At 45.9% G+C, this 23,671-nt stretch carries 25 protein-coding genes; 16 read left to right on the top strand and 9 right to left on the bottom strand.

Annotated features, from left to right (window positions below; translation table 11 throughout):
• Positions 1-5: 5 nt before the first annotated feature.
• From mraZ to bioB, 3 genes are all read right to left on the bottom strand, one after another.
• Positions 6-434 carry a division/cell wall cluster transcriptional repressor MraZ gene (gene mraZ / locus ICW03_RS00865; RefSeq protein ID WP_068320686.1) on the bottom strand — a complete coding sequence of 143 codons (429 nt, stop codon included), beginning with the start codon at positions 432-434 and terminating at the stop codon, positions 6-8.
• 302 nt (positions 435-736) lie between these two features.
• Positions 737-1,366 (bottom strand): 2-polyprenyl-3-methyl-6-methoxy-1,4-benzoquinone monooxygenase, encoded by a 630-nt coding sequence (coq7, locus tag ICW03_RS00860; protein WP_215348260.1) that lies wholly within the window; start codon positions 1,364-1,366, stop codon positions 737-739.
• A gap of 12 nt (positions 1,367-1,378) precedes the next feature.
• A complete protein-coding gene (gene bioB, locus ICW03_RS00855) occupies positions 1,379-2,428 on the bottom strand; it encodes a biotin synthase BioB (RefSeq protein ID WP_215348259.1) in 1,050 nt (349 codons plus the stop codon).
• 89 nt (positions 2,429-2,517) lie between these two features.
• On the opposite strand from bioB, the gene bioA reads away from it, so the two are divergent.
• From bioA to ICW03_RS00835, 4 genes are read left to right on the top strand one after another with little or no spacing between them, the layout of a single operon-like run.
• Positions 2,518-3,864, top strand: a complete 1,347-nt coding sequence (bioA, locus tag ICW03_RS00850; RefSeq protein ID WP_215348258.1) for an adenosylmethionine--8-amino-7-oxononanoate transaminase — start codon at positions 2,518-2,520, stop codon at positions 3,862-3,864.
• Positions 3,861-5,099 (top strand): 8-amino-7-oxononanoate synthase, encoded by a 1,239-nt coding sequence (locus tag ICW03_RS00845; RefSeq protein ID WP_215348257.1) that lies wholly within the window; start codon positions 3,861-3,863, stop codon positions 5,097-5,099. Before bioA ends, ICW03_RS00845 begins: the two co-directional genes overlap by 4 nt.
• The gene (gene bioD / locus ICW03_RS00840; protein ID WP_215348256.1) at positions 5,092-5,811 is read left to right on the top strand and encodes a dethiobiotin synthase; all 720 of its coding nucleotides are present in this window, start codon (positions 5,092-5,094) and stop codon (positions 5,809-5,811) included. Before ICW03_RS00845 ends, bioD begins: the two co-directional genes overlap by 8 nt.
• A gap of 56 nt (positions 5,812-5,867) precedes the next feature.
• The gene (locus ICW03_RS00835) at positions 5,868-7,064 is read left to right on the top strand and encodes a M20 aminoacylase family protein (protein WP_215348255.1); all 1,197 of its coding nucleotides are present in this window, start codon (positions 5,868-5,870) and stop codon (positions 7,062-7,064) included.
• Between the two features lie 22 nt (positions 7,065-7,086).
• Here ICW03_RS00835 and ICW03_RS00830 read toward each other — a convergent pair whose 3' ends face one another.
• From ICW03_RS00830 to apaG, 3 genes are all read right to left on the bottom strand, one after another.
• Entirely contained in the window at positions 7,087-7,863 is a 777-nt protein-coding gene (locus ICW03_RS00830) for an enoyl-CoA hydratase (protein WP_215348254.1), read from the bottom strand.
• A gap of 26 nt (positions 7,864-7,889) precedes the next feature.
• Positions 7,890-9,020, bottom strand: coding sequence for a murein transglycosylase A (locus ICW03_RS00825; protein WP_215348253.1), 1,131 nt, complete (start codon positions 9,018-9,020; stop codon positions 7,890-7,892).
• A gap of 128 nt (positions 9,021-9,148) precedes the next feature.
• Positions 9,149-9,523, bottom strand: coding sequence for a Co2+/Mg2+ efflux protein ApaG (gene apaG, locus ICW03_RS00820; RefSeq protein WP_215348252.1), 375 nt, complete (start codon positions 9,521-9,523; stop codon positions 9,149-9,151).
• A gap of 49 nt (positions 9,524-9,572) precedes the next feature.
• Here apaG and rpe point away from each other — a divergent pair, with 49 nt between their 5' ends.
• The 5 genes from rpe to trpC are packed head-to-tail and all read left to right on the top strand — an operon-like array spanning position 9,573 to position 14,213.
• Positions 9,573-10,298, top strand: coding sequence for a ribulose-phosphate 3-epimerase (gene rpe, locus ICW03_RS00815; protein ID WP_215348251.1), 726 nt, complete (start codon positions 9,573-9,575; stop codon positions 10,296-10,298).
• Complete coding sequence (gene trpE / locus ICW03_RS00810; protein WP_215348250.1) at positions 10,298-11,803, top strand: anthranilate synthase component I; 1,506 nt, start codon at positions 10,298-10,300, stop codon at positions 11,801-11,803. Before rpe ends, trpE begins: the two co-directional genes overlap by 1 nt.
• A complete protein-coding gene (locus ICW03_RS00805; protein WP_215348249.1) occupies positions 11,787-12,353 on the top strand; it encodes an aminodeoxychorismate/anthranilate synthase component II in 567 nt (188 codons plus the stop codon). The genes trpE and ICW03_RS00805 overlap by 17 nt, the downstream gene beginning before the upstream one ends.
• A gap of 20 nt (positions 12,354-12,373) precedes the next feature.
• Positions 12,374-13,399, top strand: coding sequence for an anthranilate phosphoribosyltransferase (trpD, locus tag ICW03_RS00800; RefSeq protein ID WP_215348248.1), 1,026 nt, complete (start codon positions 12,374-12,376; stop codon positions 13,397-13,399).
• A 10-nt stretch (positions 13,400-13,409) separates the two neighbouring features.
• Complete coding sequence (gene trpC, locus ICW03_RS00795) at positions 13,410-14,213, top strand: indole-3-glycerol phosphate synthase TrpC (RefSeq protein WP_215348247.1); 804 nt, start codon at positions 13,410-13,412, stop codon at positions 14,211-14,213.
• On the opposite strand, the gene ICW03_RS00790 is transcribed toward trpC, so the two are convergent.
• The gene (locus ICW03_RS00790) at positions 14,194-14,763 is read right to left on the bottom strand and encodes a hypothetical protein (protein WP_215348246.1); all 570 of its coding nucleotides are present in this window, start codon (positions 14,761-14,763) and stop codon (positions 14,194-14,196) included. The two genes, trpC and ICW03_RS00790, sit on opposite strands and share 20 nt — an antisense overlap.
• A gap of 110 nt (positions 14,764-14,873) precedes the next feature.
• Between ICW03_RS00790 and ICW03_RS00785 the strand changes: the two genes are divergently transcribed.
• Complete coding sequence (locus ICW03_RS00785; protein ID WP_215348245.1) at positions 14,874-15,224, top strand: hypothetical protein; 351 nt, start codon at positions 14,874-14,876, stop codon at positions 15,222-15,224.
• Between the two features lie 76 nt (positions 15,225-15,300).
• Here the strand turns inward: ICW03_RS00785 and ychF are convergent, their stop codons facing one another.
• Positions 15,301-16,395 carry a redox-regulated ATPase YchF gene (gene ychF, locus ICW03_RS00780; RefSeq protein ID WP_215348244.1) on the bottom strand — a complete coding sequence of 365 codons (1,095 nt, stop codon included), beginning with the start codon at positions 16,393-16,395 and terminating at the stop codon, positions 15,301-15,303.
• Between the two features lie 40 nt (positions 16,396-16,435).
• Between ychF and ICW03_RS00775 the strand changes: the two genes are divergently transcribed.
• From ICW03_RS00775 to ICW03_RS00760, 4 genes are read left to right on the top strand one after another with little or no spacing between them, the layout of a single operon-like run.
• Positions 16,436-17,710 carry an FAD-dependent monooxygenase gene (locus tag ICW03_RS00775; RefSeq protein WP_215348243.1) on the top strand — a complete coding sequence of 425 codons (1,275 nt, stop codon included), beginning with the start codon at positions 16,436-16,438 and terminating at the stop codon, positions 17,708-17,710.
• A complete protein-coding gene (locus ICW03_RS00770) occupies positions 17,703-18,419 on the top strand; it encodes a DsbC family protein (protein ID WP_215348242.1) in 717 nt (238 codons plus the stop codon). Before ICW03_RS00775 ends, ICW03_RS00770 begins: the two co-directional genes overlap by 8 nt.
• Positions 18,420-18,424: 5 nt before the next feature.
• Positions 18,425-20,206 carry a M61 family metallopeptidase gene (locus tag ICW03_RS00765; RefSeq protein ID WP_215348241.1) on the top strand — a complete coding sequence of 594 codons (1,782 nt, stop codon included), beginning with the start codon at positions 18,425-18,427 and terminating at the stop codon, positions 20,204-20,206.
• A 6-nt stretch (positions 20,207-20,212) separates the two neighbouring features.
• Entirely contained in the window at positions 20,213-20,968 is a 756-nt protein-coding gene (locus ICW03_RS00760) for a uracil-DNA glycosylase (RefSeq protein WP_215348240.1), read from the top strand.
• Here ICW03_RS00760 and ICW03_RS00755 read toward each other — a convergent pair.
• Positions 20,957-21,253: a hypothetical protein gene (locus ICW03_RS00755; protein ID WP_251374419.1), complete on the bottom strand. Its 297-nt coding sequence runs from the start codon at positions 21,251-21,253 to the stop codon at positions 20,957-20,959. The two genes, ICW03_RS00760 and ICW03_RS00755, sit on opposite strands and share 12 nt — an antisense overlap.
• A gap of 1 nt (position 21,254) precedes the next feature.
• On the opposite strand from ICW03_RS00755, the gene hemA reads away from it, so the two are divergent.
• Entirely contained in the window at positions 21,255-22,571 is a 1,317-nt protein-coding gene (gene hemA, locus ICW03_RS00750) for a glutamyl-tRNA reductase (protein ID WP_215348239.1), read from the top strand.
• Positions 22,572-23,651: a peptide chain release factor 1 gene (gene prfA / locus ICW03_RS00745; RefSeq protein ID WP_068320237.1), complete on the top strand. Its 1,080-nt coding sequence runs from the start codon at positions 22,572-22,574 to the stop codon at positions 23,649-23,651. It abuts the gene before it with no gap.
• The last annotated feature ends 20 nt before the right edge of the window (positions 23,652-23,671 follow it).

Genomic DNA, 23,671 nt, shown 5'->3' with positions numbered 1-23,671 from the left:
TGTCATCAAAAATTAAATTGCTTGAGTGCTTCAGGCATGCCTTGCGCAATCGCAGCCTGTTCTTTTGCAGCGTATGTTGCCGCATCCCACAATTCCAAGTGACTTCCCATGCCAAGCAAAATCACTTCTTTTTCTATTCCAGCTGCTGCGCGTAATTCTGGACTCACCAATACGCGACCAGCGCTATCCAAATCCATTTCGGCTGCATTACCCAAAAAGATTCGGCGCCACCAATGAGCATCCATTGGAAGTTGTGCAACTCTCGCTCTGAAGGTTTCCCACTCGGGCCTTGGGAAAAGAAGTAGGCAGCCATCGGGGTGTTTTGTGAGCGTGATTCGGCCCTCGCCCTGTACCAACAAGGCGTCACGATGCTTTGCCGGCACAGACATGCGGCCTTTTGCATCTAAATTGAGAGCTGACGCACCTTGAAACACCATTTACCCCACTTTTTCACACTTCCTCCCACTTTAGAGGATCGTACTAAGAGGGTCAAGTGTTTTTAGGGGTTTTTTTAGGAATTTCTCTAGTGTTTACAAACACTTAGCGTCATGTGTTCAGAAAATGGTGTTAGTAAAATAGCTACTTGAAACAATGGCTTGGAAAATATACTTAAGAATAGATCTTAGCTATTGAGCTAGATAATCCCAAAATATACTGTATTTATAAACAGTAATCTCAAAAAAATATATCAAAATTAATCAGAAATTAATTTTCAAAGATTAATCGGATTTCAGTTTTAAATTTTATAAGCAGTAGTGGTCATTACCTTAGACATTGCCTGCATTATTTTTTGAATAGGTTCTGGCAAATTTGCACCGCCTGCATTTTTTGCCGCCTGTCCATGAGCAATTTCATCAACGCGCATTTGATCAACAATTGCGCGCGAACGCTGGTCTTCTTTTGGCAATTTTTCGAGATGACTTTCTAAGTGATTCTCCACTTGTTTTTCTGTTTCAGCAACAAATCCTAAACTCCACTTATCGCCCGCTAAGCCCGCTGCCAAGCCGATTGCAAAGGATCCTGCATACCAAAGTGGATTGAGATAACTAGTGTGAGATCCAAGCTCTTGTAGGCGAGTTTCACACCAGGCAAGATGATCCATTTCTTCGCGGCCAGAGTGATCCAACATCTCTTGAATATCTGAATTTCGTGCGACTAATTTTTGTGATTGATACAACGCTTGCGCACAAACTTCACCAACGTGATTTACACGCATGAGTCCAGCAGCATGTTTTCGTTCGGCAGCATCTAACCCAGAATGACTTGCAAAATCCGACCCTGGCGTAGGTCTTTGAGAATTAGCACCCCCAACCACCGACCGAAGGGCAGTGTCAAACTCCAAAATAAAGCGATCTATCGGGGACATTCGCGACAAAAGTTAGATTAAAACCTCTGCTTTGCTGCTTTGCTTGGTCTTCAGACCCAACTCAGCCAAGAGTGCACGGTCTTGTTCTGCCTCAGGATTACCGGTAGTGAGTAGTTGCTCACCATAGAAAATCGAATTAGCGCCAGCCAAGAAACACATTGCCTGGACAGCCCTACCAAGCTCCTGACGTCCTGCTGACAAGCGCACACGAGCTTTAGGCATGGTGATCCTAGCAACCGCAATAGTTCGAACAAACTCGAGCGGATCTAATGGCTTTTGATCTGCTAATGGCGTGCCAGCCACAGGCACCAAATGATTAATAGGCACTGATTCTGGATATGGGCTTAGATTGGCTAAGCGCGCCAGAAAGGCAGCTCGCTGCTCTCTAGATTCGCCCATGCCCACGATTCCTCCGCAGCAAACTGACATTCCAGCAGCGCGGACATTGGAAATCGTATCCAAGCGATCCTGATAGCCACGAGTAGAAATGACTGAGCGGTAAAAATCTTCGCTGGTATCTAAATTATGGTTATAGAAGTCCAAACCAGCCTCCTGAAGGGCCTGAGCTTGATCAGCTTCCAACATGCCCAAGGTAGCGCAGGTTTCAAGGCCCAGGGCTTTTACGCCCTTAATCATGGCGGTCACTTTTTCAATATCACGATCCTTAGGCTCGCGCCAAGCAGCGCCCATACAAAAACGGTTAGAACCAGCCGCTTTAGCTGCTTTAGCAGCCTCTAAAACCTCTTCCAAGCCCATTAACTTCTCGGCCTTAACATCGGTGTCATAACGAGCGGCTTGCGGGCAGTAGCCGCAGTCCTCAGGACAACCACCTGTCTTGATTGACAACAGGGTAGCCAATTCGACATCACCCTCAGGGAAATAAGCCTTATGAGTCTCTTGGGCTCTCAGCATCAATTCATTAAATGGAAGGGCAAATAAAGCCTCAATTTGAGCTACTGACCACTCTCCAGGCGCTGAAATTTCCTCATGCACCCCTTGATGCAATTCAGCCTTCGATTTGAACTGGGTTAAAGGTTTTTCAACGATTTGAGTGTCCTGCATGGGCAAATTCCAGAAATTAGGTAGATTCAAGGCATAAACATAACAGATACAGGCCTGAAATTGGGAAAACTAGTGGTCAAATATCAAACATGAAGGTTATTTCTGATTTAAATCAAGCCGCACTCATTGATCGCAGCCTAGCCGCCGTTTGGCACCCATGCACTCAGATGAAACAGCATGAGTCCTTTCCGCTAGTTGCCATCACAAAAGGTAAGGGTGCTTGGCTATATGACGAAAACGGAAATGCCCTGCTTGATGCCATTAGTTCATGGTGGACAAATCTATTTGGTCACTCCAATCCACGCATCAATCGAGCAATAACTGAGCAGCTAGAAAAAATTGAGCATGTGATGCTCGCAGGTTTTACACATCTACCTGTAGTGGAGTTGTCTGAAAAACTTTCGGCGTTAACCAGGCAACACTTGGGTCACGTCTTCTACGCATCTGATGGTGCATCTGCTGTAGAGATTGCTCTGAAGATGAGTCATCACTATTGGCAGCTCACTGGCAAATCTCAAAAGAAGAAATTTGTTTGCGTAGAGAATGGTTATCACGGAGAAACGCTAGGTGCATTAGCGGTAACTGACGTAGCCATTTTCAGAGAAGCTTATGGTTCACTACTGCAAGATGTCTACACAGTCGCCTCCCCCGATGCACGCAAAGCAAAAGTTGGTGAGACCGCAGATGATGTGGCAAAACTTGCCGCAAAACAAGTTGAAGAATTATTTATAAAAGAGCATCAACATATAGCTGCGTTTATTGTTGAGCCCTTAGTGCAATGCGCCGGACAAATGGCGATGCACTCTCCCGAATATTTGCGCCTAGTCAGAGAACTATGCAATCGCTATGAAGTGCATCTGATTGCAGATGAGATTGCCGTTGGCTGTGGTCGGAGCGGTAAGTTCTTCGCCTGTGAACATGCGGATATCTGGCCAGACTTTATAACGCTTTCCAAGGGAATTAGCGGTGGTTATTTGCCCCTATCACTGTGCCTTACTACCGATCAGATTTACCAGGCGTTTTATGGCGACCAAACATCGCAAGGGTTTTTACACTCTCACTCATATACTGGCAATCCTCTAGCATGCGCTGCCGCTCTAGCTTGTCTTGAGATTTTTGAATCCGAAAATGTATTAGAAAAGAATCTTGGGCGCTCGCAAGATTTAGCAAAAGCGTTTACATGGGCAAAGACCGATTCCCGAATTGAACATTGGCGCCAACAGGGAATGATTTTGGCATTTGACGTTAAAAACAATTACATCAAAGATCCTAAAATTTTTGCGCGAACCATGTTTACCAATAGCTTAGAAGCGGCTGTACTAATTAGGCCTATTGGCAATACGATTTATGTAATGCCCCCCTATATCTTGTCATCTGAAGAAACGTTGCAATTAGGTAAAGCGGTGCAGCTTGCCTTAGAAAAGACATTGGTATGACGAGTGCATTTAACGCCCTTCATTTTGCGCAAGAGCAAATCGCAGATTTGGATGTACAACTGCTAAAACGAATATTGAGAGCAACTGAATCTCCTTGCGACACCAAGACGCTAGTTAACGGGCGTGAATTAAAAGCTTTCTGCAGTAATGACTATCTGGGTCTGGCAAATCATCCCGAGCTAGTCCAAGCTCTTGCTGAAGGCGCAGCGCAGTATGGTGTTGGTAGCGGCGCCTCACATCTCATTAGTGGCCATAGCATTGCTCATGAGATTCTTGAAAGTAAGTTGGCAGATTTTCAGAAGCAACATATCCCTGATGCACGCGCACTCTTTTTTAGCACCGGCTACCTTGCCAATCTAACAGCAATTACAGCCTTAGCAAGACTTGCGCCACAAGGGTCCACCAGCATTTATTCAGCCAGGTTAAATCATGCGTCTTTGATTGATGGTGTCCGCTTAGCAAGCTCGCAAAATAATGCGCGGGTTCAGTTATTTGATCATGATGACATCAATGCATTAAGTGAATTACTAAAAGCTGATCAAAATCCTCTCAAGATGATTGTCACTGATGGCGTCTTTAGTATGGATGGTGACCTTGCCCCTGTTAAGGGATTATTAGAAATCGCCGAGCAATATGATGCCTTGCTATTGGTGGATGATGCTCATGGCTTTGGAGTTTTAGGTAAACATGGTCACGGCATTTTGGAGCAGGAAAATATTTGCTCAGATCGCATTGTGTATATCGGCACACTTGGAAAGGCTGCCGGTGTCAGCGGTGCTTTTGTTTGTGCGCATGCAACCTTGATTGAATGGCTGATCCAAAAAGGTCGCCCCTTTATTTACAGCACTGCTACGCCACCAGCAATAGCGCACACTCTCTCCAAGAGCTTAGAAATGATTGAGGGAAATGAAGGGGGCAATCGTCGCACCCAACTCAATAAACTCATTCGCATTTGGCAAGATGAAATGCATTTTGCTCAATGGGAAAAAGTATCTTCTTGCACTGCAATTCAGCCTGTTATCTTGGGCAGCAATGCCAATGCCTTGTTGGCAGCCAAATTGTTGGATGAAGCCGGATATTGGATTCCAGCAATTCGCCCACCCACGGTACCCATTGGCAGTGCGCGATTGAGAATTACCTTCTCAGCAAATCATAGTGAAGCAGATTTGTATCAGCTAATCACTACTTTAAAAATGATTGAGCAGATAGCCATCCAAAAGACGTCTCATGAATAAGCCCACTGGATTCTTTGTGACTGGTACCGATACCGAGGTTGGTAAAACCCTGGTAAGCGGTGCGCTCATTGTGAAATTGCGCGAACAAAAAATAAACGCCATTGGCTTTAAGCCCGTTGTTGCCGGAACTTACAAGAACGCAAACGGTACAACCCTCAATGAAGACTTAGAAACACTACGCACTGCGTCCAACCTTGGTCATAACGAATTGAGCTTATGCCCTTATGTATTAGATCAACCATCTGCCCCTCACCTAGTAGCGGCGCAGCAAGGGTTAAAGCTTGAAATGAGTGTAATAACTGAGGCCTTTCAGACTGTTCAACAACATACAGATTGCGTTGTGGTTGAGGGTGCTGGAGGCTTGCTAATACCTTTAAATGAAGATGAAGATTTAGGTGGGTTTGCAAAGAAGATTGATTTACCAATAGTTCTCGTAGTGGGCATGAAATTAGGCTGCCTTAATCATGCCCTACTAACGCATGAGGTAATGAAAGTGCGCAATTTAAAGATTGCTGGATGGATTGCCAACACCCTTACAGAGGAAATGCCGCTGTCGCAAGAAAATCTCCAAACATTGCAAACCAGAATTGAATCTCCATTCTTAGGTCTGATTCCAAGACTGCCAAAAGAGCTACAAAAAACCACTAATAGCCCCTATTCAATTGAGGCTTTGCATTTTGCTGCAAAGCACATTCAATTACCCAATCAATAATCAGCATTAATTGCCCTCTAAAGGCACATTAAAAGACTTTCGGATAAGATGAAGGGATGCATTTACTCCCAGAAATTACCGAATCCGCAGAAGCAATTCAAGAAATTCGACGCAATATTCATGCGCATCCTGAATTGCGTTTCGAGGAAAACCGCACGGCTGACTTAGTAGCAGAGGCACTTTCCAGCTGGGGAATTACTGTTTACCGTGGCATGGGAAAAACTGGAGTAGTCGGTCGCTTAGATGGCGACTTAGGTCCAGGCAAGATGATTGGTCTTCGCGCCGATATGGATGCGTTGCCATTACAAGAACACAACAACTTCGCGCATGCCTCAAAGAACCCAGGAAAAATGCACGCTTGTGGTCATGATGGTCACACTGCCATGCTCCTTGGTGCCGCACAGTATTTATCAAATCATCGTGACTTCAAGGGTACGGTCATTTTTATTTTTCAGCCAGCTGAAGAAGGTGGTGCAGGCGCAAATGAAATGATTAAAGATGGACTCTTCAAAGAGTTTCCATGTGATGCCGTTTTTGGTTTGCACAACTGGCCCGGCTTAGCAGAAGGTCACTTTGGCGTGACTCCTGGCCCCATGATGGCTTCTAGCAATGCCTTCGAAATCAATATTAAGGGCAAAGGTGGTCATGCCGCCCTTCCCCATAACAGCGCAGATCCTGTGTTTGCTGGCGCACAAGTTGTGCTTGCATTACAAAGCATCATTACACGAAATAAACGCCCTGTGGATGCTGCTGTTTTATCCATTACGCAATTTCATGCGGGTGAAACAAGCAATGTCATTCCGGATAGCGCATTCATTGGCGGCACAGTTCGCACATTCACATTAGATGTCCTAGATCTAATTGAGCAACGTCTTCGCGAAATCGCTCACAGTGTTGCAAGCGCATTTGATTGCCAAGCAGAAATTGCATTCTCTCGAAATTACCCACCACTCATTAACCATGCAGATGAAGTGCAATTTGCCACAGAGGTAATGAGTGAGTTGGTTGGCAAGCAGAATGTGAATACCTCAATTGATCCGACGATGGGCGCAGAAGACTTTGCGTTTATGTTGCTGGAAAAGCCAGGTTGCTATGTTTTCCTTGGGAATGGCGATGGGGATCATCGCTCCGTAGGTCATGGCATGGGCCCTTGCCACCTGCACAATCCTTCCTACGACTTCAACGATTCCTTGATTCCAGTAGGCGTGAGCTATTGGGTCAAACTAGCTCAACGCTTCCTAGAAAAAAACTAAATTCTTTTTTGAATTTCTGAAATTAAGAGTTGGTAAATTTGGCTGGGCGCTTTTCCATAAATGCGGCCATACCCTCTTTCTGATCATTTGTTGCGAAACAGGCATGAAAGAGGCGACGCTCAAAATGAATACCCTCAGACAATGTAGTCTCGTAGGCCGTATTGATACTTTCCTTAACCATCATTGCAGTCAATAAAGGCATATCGGCAATTCCTTTAGCAATTGCTTTTACCTCTTTCAATAAATCTGCTTGCGGGAAAATTCTGGCGACCAAACCAGCGCGCTCAGCTTCGGCGGCATCCATCATGCGACCTGTTAAGGCTAAATCCATGGCTTTTGCTTTCGATACTGCACGTGGTAAACGTTGTGTACCGCCAGCACCAGGAATGATTCCTAACTTCACTTCTGGTTGAGCAAACTTCGCATTATCAGCAGCCATAATGGTGTCGCACATCATGGCGAGCTCACAACCACCACCCAGCGCATAGCCGGAGACGGCAGCTATTACAGGCTTGCGGACTTTTTTAATTTCTTCCCAGTTGCGGGTAATAAAGTCACCGCGATAAACATCTTTCAGTCCATACTTCGCCATGGATGCGATATCAGCTCCAGCTGCAAACGCCTTTTCACTGCCAGTAACAATCATGCAACCAATATTGTCATCCGCATCAAAAGCCAATAATGCAGCGCCAAGCTCTTCCATCAATTGGTCATTTAAGGCATTCAATACTTCAGGGCGATTTAAAGTGATGGTTGCGACCTTGCCATCCACTTCAGTCAAAATTGTTTTGTAGCTCATTGATTTCTTTCGGTAGTAAGAATTTATTAACGTGGAAGCAGCAGCCACATCCTGCCATTTTGTTTCATGCGGCCCGCCATCTCTCCAGCAGAATCCCCTGATCCCCAATAGTAGTCTGCCCTGACGCCGCCCACAATCGCCTTGCCAGTATCTTGCGCCATCACCAGCTTTTGCAAGGACTGGTTACTCAATGGCTTTGTTGTAGCCAAAAAGACTGGCGCGCCCAAAGGCAAAGCCTGTAAATCAACAGCGATGCTACGCTCACCAGTAAGCGGCACACCTAAGGCTCCATTAGGGCCTAAATCTGCAGCCACATTACCTGGCAACTCTTTAAAGAAAACAAAACGCGGGTTAGCGTTGAGCATTTCATTGACCCGATCAGGATTACGTTTTGCCCACTGCGAGATACCTTGCATCGTTGCTTCGCTTCGCGTAATTTCTTTTCGATCTAACAACCACTGTGCAAATGACTTAAATGGTTGATCGTTGGTACCTGCGTAGCCGAGACGTACGACGCGCCCATCTTCAAGACGAATCTTTCCGGAACCTTGTATTTGCATGGAAGCTGCCGCTACAGGATCCTGTACCCACGCAATTTCGGATCCCTTTAACACTCCAGAGCTGATGAGCTCTGCACGCGTTGGACCCGGATTCGGTTTTGATTTACGCCACGCACTTGGATAGCTATAGAGCGGTACGTTGTATGTACTAGTGCGAGTGAGTGAGCCATTCATGACAGGCTCGTAGTAACCGGTAATTAAACCCGTATCACTTCCAGAGCTAGTGCGAATTTCATACGCTTGAAAATTACTTTCAAAATATTTGCGAACTGCTTGTGTATCGCGGCCTGAAACAGTGCTCGCTTGAGTGCATACCTCACGCCAACTAACTTCACTATTTTTCTTACGTAAGGCATCACAGCTTTTTAACCACGCGGGCCAAGCTTGAGATAGATCATCGTCGTACCATCCCGGCAAGACCTGCCATGAGACGGCGCTAAAACTAGCAATAGAAGAGCTATAGCTTGATGGCGCTGCACCAGAATTACTGGAGCGATAACCCGTGCCACGAGTGGGGGGAGTGGAACATCCCGCAATCAAGCTAACGGCCAGGATTGCGAATACACTTAATACAACATATTTAAATTTAGAAATCATGATCGCCAATTTACTCGATGAATACCCAATGCTACTGTTTGTCTTTGAGGGTGCCGTTGCCTTAGGACTATTGCTTTTTATTGTCCTCTGGACGGGTAAAGGCAAAAAATAGTCTCTAGAGTCCTGCGCTAGTGCAAGGTACGCGGCATCACCAGGGCAAACTCAGGAATAGGGGCCTGAAAGAACTGAGCCTCCTCAGTTACGCAGAAATACTCCCCACGCATAGTCCCTGCGGGGGTGGGCAAGGTAGCCCAACTGGTGTATTCAAAATGCTCCCCAGAGCGCAAAAGCGGCTGTTGACCTACAACCCCTAGGCCACGAACCTCCTGGACGTCGTTATCCCCATCCGCAATAAACCAATGGCGTGCTATTAGCTGAATACTGGCCGTACCCGTATTTCGTATGGTGACGGTGTAAGCAAAGGCAAATTGGCGGTTATCTGGGTCAGATTGCTCCGGAAGATACTGGGCTTTGACCGTTATGCTGATTTCGTGGGGATTCATGGTCGAATTCTGCTCCATCCTAAGGTCAACTGCAAGCTAGAATCTAGGGATGGAAAGCCAAAAAACATCCTCAAATAGCCAATTTGTTATTGCCCCATCGATTTTGTCCGCTGACTTCGCCTGTCTGGGCAAGGAAGTACAAGACGTTTTAGTGGCGGGCGCCGATTGGATTCACTTTGACGTGATGGATAACCACTATGTACCCAATCTCACCATTGGCCCCTTGGTTTGTGAGGCTATTCGTCCGTATGCAATCAAAGGTGGCAAGCCGGCCGTAATCGATGTGCACCTGATGATCGAACCAGTGGACCGAATTGTTCCTGACTTTGCTAAAGCGGGCGCCAATTTAATTAGCTTTCATCCTGAAGCAAGTCCGCATGTCAATCGCACACTAAACCTCATTCGTGATCAAGGTTGCCAAGCAGGTCTTGTATTTAATCCAGCAACTCCACTAGATCATCTTGATCACACTTTGGAGCTCATTGACTTGGTATTACTCATGTCAGTTAATCCAGGGTTTGGTGGTCAATCATTTATACCAAGCACCCTCAATAAGATTACTCAAGTTCGCGCGCGCCTTGATCGCTACCAAGCAGAGACTGGTCGACACATTCGTCTTGAAGTAGATGGTGGTATTAAGGTCGACAATATTGCTGAAGTTGCAAAAGCAGGTGCTGATACTTTTGTTGCTGGCTCAGCAATTTACGGTAAAGAAAATTATGCGCAAGTGATTGATGCAATGCGTGCTGAATTAGGAAAGTCAGGAAGATCCTAATGCAACGCGAAGAATTCAATGCCCTAGCTAAACAGGGTTTCAATCGCATTCCTCTTATTAAGGAGGTCTTGGCCGATCTTGAAACACCATTATCGCTTTACGTCAAACTCAGCCAAGCGTTTGGCACGAAAAATACTTATCTGCTGGAGTCCGTTTTGGGTGGCGAGCGTTTCGGCCGCTTCTCCTTTATTGGCCTACCCGCCAAGACAATCGTCAGAACTGTTGGCACGCCCACTGCGCCGATCAATGAAGTAGTTACAGATGGAAAAGTCGTTGAAAGTAATACCGATAATCCGCTCGACTTTGTTGATACTTATTTCAAACGCTTTAAGGTTGCTCTACAACCCGATATGCCACGTTTTTGTGGTGGCTTAGCCGGCTACTTTGGGTATGACACAGTACGTTACATTGAATCACGCCTAGCTAAACATCAACTACCCGATGAATTAGGTGTGCCTGATATTCAACTCATGTTGACTGAAGAGTTAGCCGTAATTGATAACGTCGCTGGAAAAATTTACTTCATCGTTTATGCAGATCCAAGCAATACTGATAGCTTTGAAAAAGCCCAAGTACGTTTAAAAGAATTAATGACTTGTCTTGGTAAGCCAGCAAATATGCCAGCATCTTTACCAAGCACTAAGACAGAACTCATTCGCAAATTTAAGGCTGCTGATTTTGAAAATGCAGTCCTTAAAACCAAAGAATATATTTTGGCCGGTGATTGCATGCAAGTGGTGATTGGTCAACGCATCAGCAAACCATTTACAGATTCACCTTTGGCACTCTATAGAGCCTTACGCTCACTCAACCCGTCCCCATATATGTATTTCTATGACTTTGGGGATATGCAAATTGTTGGCTCATCCCCTGAGATTTTGGTTCGTCAAGAAAAACGGGCTGCCGAGAAAATTGTGACCATACGTCCATTGGCAGGCACCCGCCCTCGCGGAGCAAATCCCGAGGAAGATGAGCGCCTAGCCAAAGAACTCTTAGCAGATCCCAAAGAAATCGCTGAACACGTCATGCTGATTGATTTAGCGCGCAATGACGTGGGACGAATTGCTAAAACAGGCTCAGTGAAGGTGACTGACTCTATGTCGATCGAGAAGTATTCACATGTTCAACATATCGTGAGCTCCGTAGAAGGCGATCTTTTAGACAATATGAGCAATATGGATGTATTGCGTGCCACCTTCCCAGCTGGCACCTTGTCAGGAGCGCCAAAAATTCGGGCGATGGAAATTATTGATGAGATGGAAATCGTGAAGCGCGGTGTATACGGTGGTGCGGTTGGCTACCTATCCTTCTCCGGGGATATGGATGTAGCTATTGCTATTCGTACGGGCGTTATCCGCGATGGCATGCTGCACTCTCAGGCAGGCGCAGGTGTCGTAGCCGACTCTGACCCGACAGCCGAATGGAAAGAAACAGAAGCAAAAGCACGTGCAGTATTGACTGCAGCAGATTTAGTACAAGGAGGACTTGATGCTCCTAATGATTGATAACTACGATTCGTTTACTTATAACCTTGTTCAGTATTTTGCAGAACTGGGTGAAGAGGTAAAAGTATTTCGTAATGATGAAATTACCGTTGAGGATATAGCCAAGCTCAATCCTGCGCGTATCTGTATCTCACCTGGGCCATGTAGCCCAGCTGAAGCAGGCATCTCAGTTGAAACCATAAAACGCTATGCCGGACAAATTCCAATTCTAGGTGTTTGCTTAGGCCATCAGGCTATTGGCGAAGCGTTTGGCGGCAAAGTCATTCGCGCTCAAAAGGTGATGCATGGTAAGACAGACAGCATTCATCACACTGGTGTCGGAGTATTTAAAAACTTGCCCGATCCATTTAAAGTAACGCGCTACCACTCGCTTGCTATTGAGAAGAGCTCTCTACCCGCAACGCTTGAAGTGACTGCAACATCTTCCGATGGAGAAATCATGGGCGTTCGCCACAAAGAGCTTGCAGTAGAAGGCGTGCAATTTCATCCAGAGTCCATTCTTTCTGAGCATGGCCATGCCCTTCTCAAGAACTTTTTACAAAACAAATAAGCAACCTTAATTACAGCGCCATGCCAATTACTCCGCAAGAAGCCTTACAACGCTGCATTGAACATCGCGAACTATTTCATGACGAGATGACTGCCATGATGCGTCTCATCATGAGCGGTGAGATGTCACCAGAATTGGTTGCTGGATTATTGGTTGCACTTCGCACCAAAAAAGAAACGGTTGGTGAAATCGCTGCTGCTGCACAAGTCATGCGTGAGTTTGCAACCTCTGTCAAAGTAGAAGACCGCAGCCACTTAGTTGACGTAGTGGGCACAGGCGGCGATGGCGCACACACATTCAATATCTCGACTGCAGCAATGTTTGTGGCAGCAGGTGCGGGAGCAAAGATTGCTAAACACGGCAACCGTAGTGTGAGCAGTAAGTCCGGTAGCGCTGATGTTTTAGAAGCGCTTGGCGTCAATCTTGCGCTGTCCGCTAATCAAGTAGCCAAATGCATCTCAACGGTAGGCGCAGGCTTTATGTTTGCACCAAACCATCATCCAGCAATGAAAAATGTTGTTCCAATTCGCAAGCAACTCGGCGTACGAACTATTTTTAATATCTTGGGCCCCCTCACCAACCCTGCAGATGCTAAGCGCATCTTGATGGGGGTGTTCCACCCTGATCTAGTGGGAATTCAGGCACGTGTATTGCAAGCACTAGGAATGGAGCACGCACTAGTGGTTTACGGACGCGATGGTCTTGATGAAATTTCTTTAGAGGGGCCCACCTTGGTTGGAGAGCTCAAAGATGGTGTGGTGCGTGAATATGAAATTCAGCCACAAGACTTTGGCTTAAATACAGCCCCGACCAACAACTTTAAAGTTGCCAATGCCGACGAGTCCAAGAAAATTGTTCTTGAGGTTCTTGATGGCAAGCCAGGCGCAGCAAGCGACATCGTTTGCCTCAACGCTGGCGCAACACTTTACGTGGCAGGCGTGGCAAAAGATATTGCCAGCGGTGTAGCACTTGCTAAAGCCGCGATTGCATCAGGGGCTGCACGTCAAAAGCTGGACACATTCGTAGCAGCAACACAATCTAAATAAGCCATTATTCATGAGTGATATCCTCGACAAAATTGTTGCAACCAAAAAGCTTGAAGTTGCTAACTGCCTCAAGAAAGTATCTCTCGCCAACCAACGTGAGCAAGCCGAAGCAAACAATCTAGATGCACTTTTGAAACCTAGAGGGTTTATTCAGTCTATAGAGAGAAAGATTTCGGCTGGTAAAGCTGGCGTAATTACTGAAATTAAAAAAGCAAGTCCAAGCAAAGGAATCTTGCGTGAGAACTTCCATCCCGCAGATATCGCCAAGTCGTATGAAAATCATGGCGCTGCCTGCTTATCAGTTCTAACGGATGTAGATTATTTTCAGGGCTGCAATGACTTCCTCCAGCAAGCTCGTGCTGCTTGCAGTATTCCCGTTTTGCGTAAAGACTTCACCATAGACCCATATCAAGTTTATGAAGCCCGCGCGATTGGCGCGGATGCAATCCTGTTAATCGTGGCCTGCCTAGAATCAAATCAAATGAAAGAGTTAGAAGCCTGCGCGCACGAGCTAAGTTTGGATGTATTGGTCGAAGTCCACAATGCCGCAGAACTTGAGCAAGCGTTAGAACTTAAAACTCCGCTACTTGGAATTAATAACCGCAACCTCAAGACTTTTGAGGTAACTCTGCAAACTACGCTCTCTCTGCTATCTATGGTTCCGAATAACAAAACATTGGTAACGGAGTCTGGGATATTGAGTCGTGCCGATGTTCAGCTCATGCGTGAACATCAAGTCAACGCCTTCTTGGTGGGCGAAGCTTTTATGCGCGCAGCCGATCCAGGTGCAGCACTTAGTGAGCTGTTTTCCTAACTTTTTTCAATAGATCTAAGCAGTATTTGATTAAAGTAACCAGTAACAAAGAGCCTAATACATCACCTACAAACATCACCACAAAGTGGTTTACGCTACCGGTATCTTCTAAGGTCATAGTAGAAAACCACCATTGATGCAGGCCTGCTGAAAGCAGGGAGTAAATCAAAATACAAGCAATTAACTTTGGTAAATTGAGATTACTTAAATCTGATTCAAGTCGCAGATTGCTAAATACGAAAAATCGAGCTAAGTACGGGGCAAATCCGGAAATTAGTCCGACGCCAACACACAGCGTTAATTCATGCGGGAAGTCGCCGTAGTAGCTAATCAGGAAAGAGGCGATTGCAATACCGAGCGCACCAGGCAAACCAAAAATTAAAGTTAGAAATAAACGCAAGCCAGCAGGAAGATAAATCCAATTTACCCCCAAACTAAATACCAAGCTATTCGTTAACCAACTATTGAAATAAAAAATAATTGTGTACGCTATCGCACTAATGGCACACCCAATAAACCATTCTGAAGAAATTTTGAAGAGTTTAGACATTGCAGTCAGTATGGATTATTTTTATTTGATGCAAGTCAATTGCTAACATGCGTAGTTAGGAATACACTCATGCTAGCTTAAATGCTAATAACTATTCATTACAAGTGCAGATGCCAACTCTTAAACCTTCGTCCTATATCAAGTTTCTTAATCTGATTGATGCTATTGATCGGATTAATCCAGGGAAAAAACTGGACTGCATCGAAGAGAGTTTGCTAGACAAGATCGTTGCCTGTGCGCATTCAAAGCAGTCAATCTTAGTTGGTGATTTGATTTCTATTGCTGACTTAGGCTCACAAGCCACATTGCATGGTCGACTCAAAAATCTCAGCGCTATGGGTTACATCAAAATGGCCGCCAATGTGGATGGTCGCAAAAAAGAAGTGTTGCCCACCAAAATGGCATTGAAGCGCTATGAAGAAATTTCTAAATGTTTAGAAAAGGCTGTCAAAACCTCTTAATAAAGGTTTTAAATTCTTGAGCTGCATAAACAAAAAGCCCTTTTCAGGGCTTTTTGTTTGGCTGGAATAGATCTTCTTAGACGTTAAACAAGAAGTTCAATACGTCTCCATCCTTCACAACGTATTCTTTACCTTCAGCTCGCATCTTGCCTGCTTCCTTAGCTCCTGCCTCGCCTTTGAACTGAACGAAGTCATCATAAGAAATAGTTTGAGCACGAATAAATCCGCGTTCAAAATCCGTATGAATAACTCCAGCAGCTTGTGGCGCTGTGTCACCCTGATGAATAGTCCAAGCGCGCACCTCTTTAACGCCAGCAGTGAAGTAGGTTTGCAAACCGAGCAATGAATAACCAGCACGAATCACACGATCCAAGCCCGGCTCTTCCATACCTAAATCGGCCAAGAACTCAATCTTGTCAGCCTCATCCAAGTCAGCAATTTCTGCCTCAATTGCGGCGCAAACTGCTACAACCGGAGCGTTTTCTTTTGCAGCATGCTGTTTAACAGCCTCTAGGTGCGGATTGTTTGAGAAACCATCTTCTTTCACATTCGCAACATACATTGCAGGCTTAGCGGTAATCAAGCACAAAGGCTTGATGAGTAATTTTTCGTCATCGCTGAGTTTCAAGCTACGAACTGGTAAAGCCGAGTCAAGATGAGCTTGTACTTTTGTCAGCACAGCAACTAAGGCGGCAGCTTCTTTGTCATTGCCAGACTTTGCAGCCTTACTTGAACGATTCAGAGTTTTCTCTACTGTTGCCAAATCAGACAATGCCAACTCGGTATCAATCACACCGATATCAGCGATTGGATCTATTTTTCCGGCAACGTGAATTACGTTTGGGTCCTCAAAACACCGCACCACATGGGTAATGGCATCTGTTTCGCGGATATTGGCCAAAAACTGATTGCCAAGACCTTCGCCTTTAGAGGCGCCAGCCACTAAGCCAGCAATATCGACAAATTCGACTGCTGCCGGCAGGATGCGCTCAGGCTTCACGATCTCAGCCAAAGCGGCTAAACGGGGGTCAGGAACCTCAACCACGCCTACATTGGGCTCAATCGTGCAGAAAGGATAGTTTTCCGCTGCGATTCCAGCTTTGGTAAGCGCATTAAAGAGGGTAGATTTGCCGACGTTAGGCAGGCCGACGATGCCACATTTCAAAGACATGGCGTTATTGTAAAGGGGCTGGTTTCGATATCATCGAGTTATGTCAGAAGTTCACTTAAATTCCATGCCCAAATCCTCAGGCCACCCCTCCCAAATGCGCACAGCAGATGTCGTTGTGGTCGGCGGAGGCATTGCTGGTAAGGCTTGCGCCCTAGGCTTAGCCCAGCTGGGCCTACAAACCATTGAAATCGCCCCTGATTTAGGACAAATCGTTGCCAGCCCACAGGGCGCCCAATGGGGGCAACGAATCTATGCTTTTTCCCCAAGCACTCAAAAATTGCTGGCTCATTTACAGGTTTGGGATGCTATTGATCACAGTCGCCTCCAGCCAGTCCGAGATATGCGCATCTACGGTGATCGCGGCGAAAAAAATGACCAGCTCCACCTTTCGGCATTTGAAGCGGGAACACCTCAGCTTGCCTGGATTGGAGAATCCAACTTAATTGAACACACACTTGATCAAGCATCACGCTTTCAAAATAAGTTAGAACGCATCAGTGATGTCGTAGAAAAAATTCATGTCAATGCAGATGGAAGTACTTTGCATTTAAAAAATGGTGGCAGCATTCACGCCCAACTTGTGATTGCAGCTGATGGTGCTAACTCCCCTATTCGCAATGAGCTTGGAATTAGTGCTAGCGAAGAAAGTTATTCTCAAAGTGCAGTTGTAGCTAATTGGTTATGCACCTACCCACACTTAGAAACTGCTTTTCAGTGGTTCTTGCCAGGTGGTGACATAGTTGCCATGTTGCCCTTACCGGGCAAACAAGTTTCCATGGTCTGGTCCACCTCTCCCGAACGTGCAGCTGATTTATTAAAACTCGATCAAGACAAATGGCTAGACCAATTCGCATCCATTGCTAATGGTGTCATTCTTAAACAGTTGGGCGAACTCGCACTTAACTCCATACCAGCAGCCTATCCTTTGCGAAAAATTCGAGCCAAACGCTTTATCGGCCCAGAAGCCTCTCCAAAGGTTGTCCTTATTGGCGATGCCGCGCATGTCATGCACCCACTAGCGGGGCAAGGCCTTAATTTAGGCCTGCGTGATGTTGCAGTTTTACTGAATATTCTAGGAAAGCGTGAGTCCTTCCGCTCGCCAAGTGACATCGTCTTACTTCGTCGTTATGAACGTCAACGCCAGGGTGATACCAGCGCCCTTTTGTGGGTTACAGATAAACTGAAGAAACTATTTTCTGCGAGCAGCAACACGGAACGACAACTTCGCAACTGGGGTCTCGGTCTTGTGAACAAAAGCCATTTTATAAAACAGCGCCTAATTGAACGTGCTTTGGGAGAAATTGATTTTGAATAAATTCTTATCGGCGATTGCTTTTGTTGTCACCAGTCTTATTTACGCTGGATTAGCGCATGCGCAACCAGAACAGCAAATCAAAACAGAAATTCAAAAGAAGTTAGGCACTAACGCTAAAGTTAAAAGTGTTTCACCAGCGCCTGTATCTGGCTTGTACGAAGTATTAGTAGGCAACGATATTTTTTATACAGATGCCTCTGGAAAATATCTGATTCAGGGTGAAATCATTGAACTTGCAAGCGGTAAAAATATTACTGAGCAAAGACAGGCAGATTTAAATCGCATTAAATGGAGTGACTTAACCCCTGCCAACGCCATCAAAACTGTTCGCGGAAATGGTAGTCGCCAACTTGCCGTTTTCTCTGACCCTAACTGTGGCTACTGCAAGCGCTTAGAAAAATCACTACAGCAACTGGACAACGTCACCATCTACACCTATCTAATTCCAATCTTATCTCCAGATTCTGCACAAAAATCAAAACAAATTTGGTGCTCTGCTGATCCATATAAGGCCTATATGGATTGGATGATTAACGGTATTACACCTAGTGGCAAGGCAGATTGCAGCACACCACTAGATAAGAATATGGCTTTTGCCAAGACTTATGGGGTTACAGGCACACCAACTTTATTCTTTACAGATGGCAGTCGCTTCCCTGGTGCCGTACAAATTACTGACATTGAAAAGAAATTTAACTCACTGAAATAATCATCATGAATAACGCCGACTTACCTGCAATTCAATATACGGTCTGGCCGGCTGATCTCCATGGTCATCGTTTTCGTGTAAAGCTACACATTACAAACCCCGACCCTAATGGTCAGATACTACAAATGCCGGCCTGGATTCCGGGCAGTTATTTAATTCGGGATTTCAGTAAACATGTAGAGTCACTTGAAGCATTCTCAGGGACGGGCACTAGAAAGAAACTTGCGGTAGAGCGGATTGATAACGACCATTGGCGATTGCCACCAAGCAATGGATCTGTAGAGATCCTGACGACTGTTTACGCCTTTGACTCTTCGGTACGTGCGGCCTATCTCGATACCGAGCGCGCCTTCTTCAATGCAACCAGCCTATGTCTTGCGGTCAAAGGCCAAGAACATTTACCCTGCTCTCTCGCCGTCACTGCGCCTGAGCTTGCTTTTGCAGATCACTGGACAGTGCAAACGACTTTAAGAGCAGCAAAGACTGACGAGCGTGGATTTGGTTTTTATCTAGCAAAAAATTATGATGATTTACTTGATCATCCTGTCGCTATGGGCGAGTTTCAACTGGTGCACTGGAAATCGAATGGTGTACCCCATCGCATGGCTATTCAGGGATGCAATCACATTGTCGACTCTAAGCGCCTGGCTGAAGATCTTCAGGCAATCTGCAGCAGCACTATTGAATTGTTTGAACCTAAAACCAAGCGCGGCCCATTTGGAGAATATCTCTTCTTAGTCAATGCTGTACTAAATGGCTATGGCGGGCTTGAACATCGCAATAGCACTGCATTACTTTGTCGACGCGATCAAATTCCTCAAGAAAATATTCTCTTTGAAGAGTCTACGTATAGAGAATTTCTAGGTCTGTGCAGTCATGAATATTTTCATGCGTGGTTAGTTAAACGTATTCAACCAAAAGCTTTTCAGCCTTACGATCTCGAAAAAAGAAATCACACTCGCTTACTCTGGGTATTTGAGGGTTTCACCAGCTATTACGATGACCTTCAACTATTGCGCAGCAAGCGGATTGATTTAAAAACATATTTAAGGCTCGTTGCGGATAACTGGAATGGCATATTGCGCGGTCCTGGACGCCAAAAGCAAAGTCTTGCTGATAGCTCATTTGATGCATGGACCAAGTACTACCAAGCAGATGAAAACACACCCAATGCCGTTGTTAGCTACTACGGCAAAGGTGCATTACTCGCCATTGGTCTCGATTTGCAAATCCGCGCATTCTCTAAAAATAAACTCTCCCTAGATGATTTAATGCGCCTCATTTGGCGCAAGCATGGCATCACCTTAGATGGCATCGCAGAGGATGGGTTAGATGATTTATTAGTGGAGTTACTAGGAGACGGTTTCAGCAAAATTTGGGCGGATATAGAAGTACGTTACATTTTTGGCGTTGAGGATATTCCGCTACAAAAATGGATTGGATCAAACCTCATTAATGTAAAACTAAAACCCCAATCAACTTTAGAAAAACTCAAGTTGCAATTTGGTATGCGGCACACAGATTCCAATGGCTGGCTGAAAGTGACTCATGTGCTTGATGGCGGTATTGCTCAGGCGGCAGGTCTAGCAGCCGGAGATTTGCTTGCGAGCGTTGATGGTCAAAGGGTCACTAGCGCACGCTGGGATAGGGTTCTAGGCAGTCTTTCTGAAAACTCTCAAACGCGCATCACCTTTTATCGTGATGATCTTGAGTATGAACGCATGGTCTCACTGAGCGCAGCCCAAGCACCTGCGCAGTATGAACTATCGCCAAAGAAAGATGTCTGATCAAAATTGAAGGCGCTATTTTCAAAAGACGATATCCCCAGTGATTGGTGTGCACTACTAGGAAACTATTTTGAGTCAGCAGATTGGCAATCGCTAGAAAAGAATTTGCAGACTGTTTTGAATTCTGATCCAGACGCAGTAAGGCCGGAGCCGCAAAACTTTTTCAAAGCACTCAAACTGACTCCTGTGCATTCAGTTAAGGTGGTAATTCTCGGTCAAGACCCTTATCACTCTCCAGGATTAGCCCAGGGACTTGCTTTTTCGATTCCCGCAGAAATTGCAATCAACTCTCGAGAGTTTCCCAGTTCACTACGTAATATCAGCAAAGCACTTGCGCTAGAAGGTTTTGGTCAGCTACCGAGTGGTGATCTGCATAGCTGGGCCAAGCAGGGGGTTCTACTTCTCAATACTGCATTGAGCGTCAGGCTGGGTGAAGCAGGCAGTCATACCAATTTAGGGTGGAAAAGTTTGATTGATCACTTAATTACTGCACTCTCAAAATCAAAGCCGCATTTAGTCTGGATGCTCTGGGGTGGTCACGCACAATCTAAATTACCCTTGATCGAAGGTGGCCAAGACCAATTGGTGCTGCAATCCTCACACCCTTCAGGCTTAGGGGTATATAAAACCGATAAGCCCTTTTTAGAGCCAGGCGCCAAGGCAAGCTGCAATCACTTTAGCAAAACCAATCAGTGGCTTAAAGAGCACAAAAGCTCACCCATCCGCTGGGTGGAAGTCATTCAAAATGACTTATTTAGCTAAAGCGGTAAATACGCAAGCTAAAGCGCAAGAGGCAAAAATAGCGATAGCCCACTCCAGTATTTGCCCGGACTGAAAAAATCCCAAGTATTGCCCTAAAAACGAGCTGCAGGCAGCTGCCAAAAAGCCAAGCAAGAAGGCTACAAGCATCTTCCTCGGCTTATAGCCCTTTGAGGGTACGGGATAAAAGATCCAGGCTGAGACCCCAGAAATACCCCCAATTACCAGAAAAGCCAAAAACCCCATTGATACCCCCATTAATACTGCCATCAAATCTATAATCGCCATTATGAAGTTGTTGACACTCGGCATCAATCATCACACAGCGCCGGTCGCCATTCGGGAAAAGGTTGCCTTTGACCCTGAATTTCTTCAAGAAGCGTTGCACGATCTACGCCAACATTTGGTTGGCGCGAATCATGCTGGGCTGCCCGAAGCTACCATTTTGTCGACCTGTAACCGTACCGAGTTGTATTGCGCTGCGAATGATGACAATGCTGCGAGCATCTTGCATGAGGCGACCTTTGATTGGCTAGCTAAAACTCAACAACTTGCACCGAGTAGTCTTGAGCCTCATATTTATTCTTTGCCACAATCCGATGCAGTTCGTCATGCCTTCAGAGTTGCATGCGGCTTAGACTCGATGGTCATTGGTGAAACTCAAATCTTAGGTCAAATGAAAGATGCAGTTCGCACTGCAAATGATGCCGGCGTTTTGGGAACGTATCTCAATCAACTTTTTCAGAAAACATTTGCGGTAGCTAAGGAGGTGCGCGGCTCAACTGAAATCGGCGCTCACTCGATTTCAATGGCCGCAGCATCTGTGCGACTCTCTGAGCGCATCTTTGAAAAAATTTCAGATCAAAAGATTTTGTTTATTGGTGCTGGTGACATGATCACCTTATGTGCAACACACTTTGTTGCACGTAAACCGAAAAATGTTGCAATTGCCAATCGTACTATTGAGCGTGGGCAAGAATTAGCAGACTCCATTTCTGCGCAAGATGTAGAGGCTGAATCCTTCAAGCTCTCTGAGTTACCTGGCCGTTTGCATGAATTTGACATCATTGTTTCTAGCACCGCCTCCTCACTGCCGATTATTGGTCTTGGCATGGTAGAAAGCGCCCTCAAGCAGCGCCGCCATAAGCCGATGGTGATGATCGACTTAGCGGTACCACGAGACTTTGAGCCAGAAATCTCTCGCTTAGATGACATCTATCTATACACAGTAGATGACTTGGGGGTCATGATTCAAACTGGCGCTAACTTACGTCAAGCCGCAGTAAGTCAAGCCGAAGCGATCATCGAAGATCGCGTTGGTAACTTTATGCATTGGATGCAGGGTCGAAATTCTGTTCCGCTGATTCAGGATATTCAACAGCAAGGTGAACGCTTGCGACAACTAGAACTTGAGCGTGCAATGAAGCGCTTGATGCGCGGCGATGACCCACAAGAAGTTCTCAATGCCATGGCACAAGGTCTTACAAATAAATTTTTGCATGGCTCACTCCATGCGCTGCAACACTCTAATGGCGCTGAGCGTGACGCCTTGATTAAGTTGTTACCTAAATTATTCGCCTCGCACTCCAAGCCAGAAGACCATTAGATGAAGCCCAGCATGCGGGCTAAGCTAGACCACCTAGACACGCGCTTAGCCGAACTCAACTCCCTATTAACCTCCGAAGAAGCAACCAAAGACATGGATGCCTATCGAAAGCTCACGCGCGAGCATTCTGATATTGCTACGGTGGTAGAGCAATTCGGTCTCTATAAGCAAGCCGAGGCAGATGCTCAGGCAGCAGAGGACATGCGCAAAGATCCGGAAATGAAAGATTTCGCGGACGAAGAGCAAAAGCAGGCTTTGGCGACGATGGAAGCACTAGAGGGCACACTCCAAAAGCTCTTACTGCCTAAGGATGAGAACGATGAACGTAACGTTTTCTTAGAAATTCGTGCAGGTACTGGTGGCGATGAGAGTGCCCTATTCGCAGGTGATCTTTTGCGTATGTATACACGCTTCGCTGAACGCCAAGGCTGGAAGGTAGAAGTTGTCAGCGCCGCCGAATCTGATTTAGGTGGATACAAGGAAGTAGTCTTGCGCCTAGTAGGTCAAGCCGTTTATTCGCGCCTAAAGTTTGAATCTGGTGGTCATCGTGTTCAACGTGTTCCACAAACAGAAACTCAAGGTCGCATCCATACTTCCGCTTGTACTGTAGCTGTGATGCCTGAGGCAGATGAACTTGAGGCAGTCAAGATCAATCCAGCTGAATTGAGAATTGACACTTTCCGTGCTTCTGGTGCTGGTGGTCAACACATTAATAAAACAGATTCTGCGGTACGTATCACTCACTTGCCCACAGGTACGGTAGTGGAATGCCAAGATGATCGCAGTCAACACCGTAATCGTGAGCAAGCCATGAAAGTATTAGTTTCCCGCATCATGGATGCCCGCGAGCGCGAGAAGCATCAACTAGAAGCGCAGACCCGAAAATCTCTAATTGGCTCCGGAGATCGCAGCGATCGTATCCGAACTTATAACTTCCCCCAAGGTCGTATTACCGACCATCGCATCAACCTCACTCTATACAAGATAGATGCCATGATGGATGGTGATATAGACGATCTGTGTAATGCCCTAGCCTCCGAGCATCAAGCTGAATTGCTTGCCGCCCTTGGTGATAACTAAGTCATCAATCGGCGATCACT

This window comes from Polynucleobacter sp. MWH-Aus1W21, assembly GCF_018687275.1.
Lineage (GTDB): Bacteria > Pseudomonadota > Gammaproteobacteria > Burkholderiales > Burkholderiaceae > Polynucleobacter.
Note: the sequence above shows the minus strand (reverse complement) of the source record. Positions and strands in the feature narration are given on the sequence as shown.

Excerpts from the sequence above, each read along its gene's own strand:
- ICW03_RS00830 (WP_215348254.1), bottom strand. The coding sequence starts at position 7,863 with ATGAGCTACAAAACAATTTTGACTGAAGTGGATGGCAAGGTCGCAACC.
- ICW03_RS00825 (WP_215348253.1), bottom strand. The coding sequence starts at position 9,020 with ATGATTTCTAAATTTAAATATGTTGTATTAAGTGTATTCGCAATCCTG.
- apaG (WP_215348252.1), bottom strand. The coding sequence starts at position 9,523 with ATGAATCCCCACGAAATCAGCATAACGGTCAAAGCCCAGTATCTTCCG.
- ychF (WP_215348244.1), bottom strand. The coding sequence starts at position 16,395 with ATGTCTTTGAAATGTGGCATCGTCGGCCTGCCTAACGTCGGCAAATCT.
- trpD (WP_215348248.1), top strand. The coding sequence starts at position 12,374 with ATGCCAATTACTCCGCAAGAAGCCTTACAACGCTGCATTGAACATCGC.
- ICW03_RS00845 (WP_215348257.1), top strand. The coding sequence starts at position 3,861 with ATGACGAGTGCATTTAACGCCCTTCATTTTGCGCAAGAGCAAATCGCA.
- hemA (WP_215348239.1), top strand. The coding sequence starts at position 21,255 with ATGAAGTTGTTGACACTCGGCATCAATCATCACACAGCGCCGGTCGCC.
- ICW03_RS00785 (WP_215348245.1), top strand. The coding sequence starts at position 14,874 with ATGCCAACTCTTAAACCTTCGTCCTATATCAAGTTTCTTAATCTGATT.
- coq7 (WP_215348260.1), bottom strand. The coding sequence starts at position 1,366 with ATGTCCCCGATAGATCGCTTTATTTTGGAGTTTGACACTGCCCTTCGG.
- ICW03_RS00775 (WP_215348243.1), top strand. The coding sequence starts at position 16,436 with ATGTCAGAAGTTCACTTAAATTCCATGCCCAAATCCTCAGGCCACCCC.
- trpE (WP_215348250.1), top strand. The coding sequence starts at position 10,298 with ATGCAACGCGAAGAATTCAATGCCCTAGCTAAACAGGGTTTCAATCGC.
- bioD (WP_215348256.1), top strand. The coding sequence starts at position 5,092 with ATGAATAAGCCCACTGGATTCTTTGTGACTGGTACCGATACCGAGGTT.
- trpC (WP_215348247.1), top strand. The coding sequence starts at position 13,410 with ATGAGTGATATCCTCGACAAAATTGTTGCAACCAAAAAGCTTGAAGTT.
- bioA (WP_215348258.1), top strand. The coding sequence starts at position 2,518 with ATGAAGGTTATTTCTGATTTAAATCAAGCCGCACTCATTGATCGCAGC.
- ICW03_RS00790 (WP_215348246.1), bottom strand. The coding sequence starts at position 14,763 with ATGTCTAAACTCTTCAAAATTTCTTCAGAATGGTTTATTGGGTGTGCC.
- ICW03_RS00805 (WP_215348249.1), top strand. The coding sequence starts at position 11,787 with ATGCTCCTAATGATTGATAACTACGATTCGTTTACTTATAACCTTGTT.
- ICW03_RS00765 (WP_215348241.1), top strand. The coding sequence starts at position 18,425 with ATGAATAACGCCGACTTACCTGCAATTCAATATACGGTCTGGCCGGCT.
- bioB (WP_215348259.1), bottom strand. The coding sequence starts at position 2,428 with ATGCAGGACACTCAAATCGTTGAAAAACCTTTAACCCAGTTCAAATCG.
- ICW03_RS00755 (WP_251374419.1), bottom strand. The coding sequence starts at position 21,253 with ATGGCGATTATAGATTTGATGGCAGTATTAATGGGGGTATCAATGGGG.
- ICW03_RS00835 (WP_215348255.1), top strand. The coding sequence starts at position 5,868 with ATGCATTTACTCCCAGAAATTACCGAATCCGCAGAAGCAATTCAAGAA.
- rpe (WP_215348251.1), top strand. The coding sequence starts at position 9,573 with ATGGAAAGCCAAAAAACATCCTCAAATAGCCAATTTGTTATTGCCCCA.
- prfA (WP_068320237.1), top strand. The coding sequence starts at position 22,572 with ATGAAGCCCAGCATGCGGGCTAAGCTAGACCACCTAGACACGCGCTTA.